We start from the raw sequence: 4,633 nt of genomic DNA, 5'->3' as shown, positions 1-4,633 counted from the left end.
CATCCTCGCTACGGGGACGCCCAGTCGGGCGCTATTCTCGGACAGCCTCCCGGGTGCAGAGCGGTTTTACCTTCAGCGTTGGTGGCATTAACGAAACCATAATTTCCAGGCAATTGCTAAAGCCTCTTGCTGCGACAATATGCAGCGCGTTATCTCCGTTTGTTGTGGTGGCAGTCGCATCCGCCCCGTATTCAGCCAAGGCTTGTATACACTCGCTGCGGTTTTCCCGGGCAGCAACGTGGAGCAGCAGGACCGGTTCGCCGGTAGCGGCTGCGCGAAAATGCTCACGGACGATCTTCGGATGTAGGTGTCGCAATGCCTCGGCATTTGAGCTTCGACAAACATGCAAAGGCTGCGATTCACAGTACCGCGAGGACTCATTGAATGATGCTCCGGCCTCACGGGCCAGCGGTACGGCATCACACGCCCGGCAGTTTCGTTCAATGACGCTCTTCCCTTCCAGCGTCAATGCAGTCCTCATGGTAATGGTGCCCGCAATGAGTTATGAGCACTTCCCTGTTATTGGACAAATCTCTTTGACAGACCGGGCAAGAAAACTGCAAAAACCTGGAAAGGGAAGCACCGATTTGAGCAATGGCACTGTTGATTATGAGCCCCTGTCTGAACTGATCACTTTTTCTTGACCCCCGCATTAAGCAGCAATCGCACGCTGCCCAATTGTTGGTTTCTGGCAGCGGCAGACAGGGGTGTCGCACCATCCGGGAAACAGGAAATGTTGGTGTTTGCTCCGGCTTTGAGCAAGGCTTTGAGACACTTTTCGTGACCCTCCCGGGCCGCGATGTAGAGGGGAGTTATACCCACCCCATCAGCGACATCAGGGTCAGCGCCATTTTGAATCAGGGCTTTGGTAATGTTCTTGTTGCCATTGATTACGGCAAGATGCAGAGGCGTTGTGCCGTCCCAGCAGGGAGCCGGATTGGCTGTTGCCTCGGCCCTGAGCAATGCCTGCACAATCACCTCACAGTTTTCTTTAACGGCGAGATAAAGGGGCGTGGTACCATCATCACAGGCGACATCCACTTTCGCCCCTTTTTCGATTAATATTTGAGCGCATTTCACGCTCCCTTCGCGGATGGCGATGAACAGTGGTGTCTCACCGTCATCATCGGTGGCATTGCAATCAGCCCCGGCATTGATCAGCGTTAGTGCCACCGGCACATTATCACCCCGCAACACGGATATATGCAGGGCTGTCAAACCACCCATAAAGGTTAAATGTATATTTGCCCCGGCGTTGATCAGCGTCTTCACAGCTCTGGGGTTACCTTGCATGGCAGCACAGATAAGAGGAGTGGCACCGGTCTTTCGAGGGGTGTCAGGATTGGCTCCGGCACTGAGCAAAGCTAGCCAGCATGCCTCGTGCCCTTCGCTCACCGCCAGAAAAAGAGCCGTCATGTTTGCGCAGGTGGCATGGTGGTCAGCCCCGGCCTCAAGCAGAGCCTGTAAGATCTTTTTGTGGCCATGTCGGGCAGCGATGTGCAGCAAGGTGACAGCGCAACCGGTATCCGCCGAACGGAACCATTGTTGGGCAATACCCGGATTGTCAGCCAGTAACCGCCGGAACTCTGCCGTATTTCCGGAACGACAGACTTCCAGTGGCAGAGCTTCGCAATGAGATTGGCAAGAACGACTGTTATCACTGCATGCTGTTTCGGTCACAGGCTGTAATGATGAAGGCCGCAGTGGTGAAGGCTGCAGTGGTGAAGCCAGCTGTTGACTGGGTTGACAGGTACGCTGACTCACCGGCTGCGGATTAGTCCATTGGACAACCCCCCCAGGGGATAAGCGGTGACGACACAGAACAGGCACTACTCTCTGGTTGCCGGAGGCCCATCCAACTTCATCAAAACAGTTGCTATATAATGGTGCAGCAGAAACAGATGCATTGGTTGTCGGTTCCATAGGAGCCAGCTGTTAATTACCAAAACTTTTAAAAACTTTTAAAGGTGTCTTCCTGCTGCCTGAAGTCAACAGGTTCTGTTGGCTAGTGTAGATGAATTTGGATAATTCTCAGATTATTTGCAGATAAATATTAAACGACGACTTAAATTCATGCAGATATATGTTTTTAGTCGTTTAATAATCAGTTAATGCGCAGCCCCAGAGGTGGGATCTTCAAAGGTGTATCCCGGGAGGCTGTCCGGAAATAGCGCCCCTTACCCGGGGCGTTGATACTCTGCACAGTCAATGTTGACCGGCTTTGAGAGTATTGGTATTGCCACGGGTTCAAAACTCGCTGCCGATATAGGTGTAGCGTAATTCACTGCCAATGGGTTCCGGATTCAAACCCTCGACACTCAACGGAATTGGACTGATATTGGCCGGTGGGGAGAGCCAGAACTCAGGAGTCAACTGGATATAATAACGCTGGAATTCCAGGCTCGGTGAGGTAAAGCGAATGTGGACCTCAGGGGTTCCGCTTTCGGGCACACTGGCAATCCAGCTGGCGACGGTCATTTCCCGTAAGATACTTCTCAGCGGACCGTCCTGGGCATTGCTGACCCAGTTAAAATAGCTGCCGTCAGCGGTAAACTGTGCCGGAGCATTGTTCATCAGATTTTTGATGGCAATAAAGCGGTCTTCAGAATCGGAATAGTAGATTTTGTTCAGGCTTCGCATTTCACTGAGCACATAGTGGTTGGTGTGAAACACTCGATTGTTGTTGCTGCTGGCATCAAGAATCTGAAAGGCGTTTTTCTCGGGGCCGATTTCTACCAGGATAGCTTCAGTCTTGTCCCCGATAATCAGGAAATTGGCCAGTCCATTGCCAAATAACGTCTGCTTGTCCGCCAGCACATCTGCTACCGAGCTGTAATTTTCCAGTATGGTGTAGATTACAGCGGATTGATCAGCGTTATTAAACGTGTTGGCGTGATAAATTGATGCCGCTTCGTTTTGCACGACAGAAACGCCATGTTCATTGATGCCTGCTGCCAAAAAAGGGTAAGGAGTCTGGCTGCTGGAGTTGTAAAACAGGCCAAGATAGGTATTTTTGCCTGCCTCACTTTTCACCGCCAGGTTTTCGAAGGTTGCCAGTGAATCGCGGTTTTTGGCAATGAGTAATCCACCGTTAAAGTTGGCTGGGCCTATTGACGCAAAGGTCGTACAGGCCGTGGTTCCCCGGGGTGAAAGTAGCACCAGGGAGAATAAAATGGAGAATACAGCGGTTGAAATGCCATAACGTTGCATGCCAGGCTCCTGATGAAATGGGAGAACACGGAAATTAACCTGAACCGTCCGGGATTATTAAGATCTAAAGCTCAGTATCGCTGTAGGTATAACGCTGTTGACTAGCGACGGGCTGACCTTCCGGGCCGGCAAAACTGGGCATTGTTGAATCACGGTTTTTGGCAATGATCAGACCATTATTGGCGTTGGCCGTCCCGACTGACGCAAACGTAGTACAGGCGCGGGTGGCAACCGGTGCACCAGTAATGTGATAGCAATAGTGGTAATGATCAAATCCGGGCCAATGGCAAACCACGGTTTGGGGGACATGGCAGCTTCCTCATGATGTGAGTAACTATTACAAAAATAACAGTGATCTGTTGTTTGTCCATGTTGGGATAAACCATGTTCAGAAAATTGGGAATGAAGGAATTTTTTCTTGGATAAAGTGGTCTGCTGAATGGTATGAAAATAATTTGGTGATAAAGCATGAACGTGCATTCATCTTTGAATAACTTTTCTTTTGTCTCTGTGGCTTCCAAGTGGCTAACCGAAACCACAACAAACTGTCATCAAGAAGAAATTAACAAGGCAAGTGCCTTTTTTAATGACAAAAAAGTTGAAACATTTAAACACGTCGGTTTTGGCTATGTTTCGGAAATGATGGAGCAACAACAAAATAGTGGTTTTGATTCGTCCAACTGGTTAGAAAAGGACAAGTTTACTCCATTATTTCCTGAAATGGATGATCTTGACTGTACCTTCAAAGACAGCGAGGGGAATAATCGTCCACTCTCTTCGCAGCATGAAAATTATGATGAATCCGGAAATGGCGAAAATTTCACAGAAATACAAATGAATGAACCGGATGCCCGGACGGGAAATTGAGCAAAGGTCTTGTCCACTGTCAAGAATTCTTTTCAGTGTGATCAATGCAAGAAGACCTTTAGTCGAAAGTCGCATCTAACAAGACACACCCGCATCCACACAGGTGAGAGGCGCTTTAAGTGTAGGGTGTGCGAAAAGAGCTTCAATAAACCTGGTCCCCTGATAAATCATACCCGCACCCACAGCGGCGAGAGTCTCTTTTGTTTGTGAGGTGAACGAAACAAGCTTTTCATTCATAAGCTCTCTGAAAAGGCGCTTCAATTATGAAAGCTATTTGCCCAAACAGGCTCTTGACCGTCAGCCCGGAAACCCAACTGGCCTCGCCATTGGCAGAGTGAACGATTGATCTGCCGTAGATTAATTGCCCTTTCATTTTTCGAAAGAGCCAAATTGGAACTTTTATTGATTAAACAGGTCCGATAACAGTCGGTGTTCTTAAGGTGGTCATTAAGGAATTCTTCTTGATAGTACAACTGTACATTATTTCTTTAGCTTCTACGTACGAGTGCAGGCGGGTGGGTTTGTTGCGGGTCTTGAATTGGAACCACGAAGCACA

Annotated in this window: 7 protein-coding genes; 2 read left to right on the top strand and 5 right to left on the bottom strand. The window is 49.1% G+C overall.

Annotated features, from left to right (window positions below; genetic code table 11):
* Positions 1 to 31: 31 nt before the first annotated feature.
* The 5 genes from KDK14_RS08905 to KDK14_RS08890 all read right to left on the bottom strand — a co-directional run bounded on the left by KDK14_RS08905 (position 32) and on the right by KDK14_RS08890 (position 3,505).
* A complete protein-coding gene (locus KDK14_RS08905) occupies positions 32 to 481 on the bottom strand; it encodes an ankyrin repeat domain-containing protein (protein WP_257264738.1) in 450 nt (149 codons plus the stop codon).
* Positions 441 to 653 (bottom strand): RING finger protein, encoded by a 213-nt coding sequence (locus KDK14_RS21710; protein ID WP_373691055.1) that lies wholly within the window; start codon positions 651 to 653, stop codon positions 441 to 443. Before KDK14_RS21710 ends, KDK14_RS08905 begins: the two co-directional genes overlap by 41 nt.
* A complete protein-coding gene (locus KDK14_RS08900; RefSeq protein ID WP_257264737.1) occupies positions 631 to 1,923 on the bottom strand; it encodes an ankyrin repeat domain-containing protein in 1,293 nt (430 codons plus the stop codon). Before KDK14_RS08900 ends, KDK14_RS21710 begins: the two co-directional genes overlap by 23 nt.
* 324 nt (positions 1,924 to 2,247) lie before the next feature.
* Positions 2,248 to 3,210 carry a C45 family peptidase gene (locus tag KDK14_RS08895; RefSeq protein WP_257264736.1) on the bottom strand — a complete coding sequence of 321 codons (963 nt, stop codon included), beginning with the start codon at positions 3,208 to 3,210 and terminating at the stop codon, positions 2,248 to 2,250.
* A 64-nt stretch (positions 3,211 to 3,274) separates the two neighbouring features.
* A complete protein-coding gene (locus KDK14_RS08890; RefSeq protein WP_257264735.1) occupies positions 3,275 to 3,505 on the bottom strand; it encodes a hypothetical protein in 231 nt (76 codons plus the stop codon).
* Positions 3,506 to 3,678: 173 nt separating this feature from the next.
* Here KDK14_RS08890 and KDK14_RS08885 point away from each other — a divergent pair, with 173 nt between their 5' ends.
* Positions 3,679 to 4,077, top strand: a complete 399-nt coding sequence (locus KDK14_RS08885; RefSeq protein WP_257264734.1) for a hypothetical protein — start codon at positions 3,679 to 3,681, stop codon at positions 4,075 to 4,077.
* A 9-nt stretch (positions 4,078 to 4,086) separates the two neighbouring features.
* Entirely contained in the window at positions 4,087 to 4,287 is a 201-nt protein-coding gene (locus KDK14_RS21705) for a C2H2-type zinc finger protein (protein WP_373691054.1), read from the top strand.
* Positions 4,288 to 4,633: the final 346 nt, after the last annotated feature.

The organism is Endozoicomonas sp. ONNA2, from assembly GCF_024606365.1.
Classification (GTDB): Bacteria; Pseudomonadota; Gammaproteobacteria; order Pseudomonadales; family Endozoicomonadaceae; genus Endozoicomonas.
Note: the sequence above shows the minus strand (reverse complement) of the source record. Positions and strands in the feature narration are given on the sequence as shown.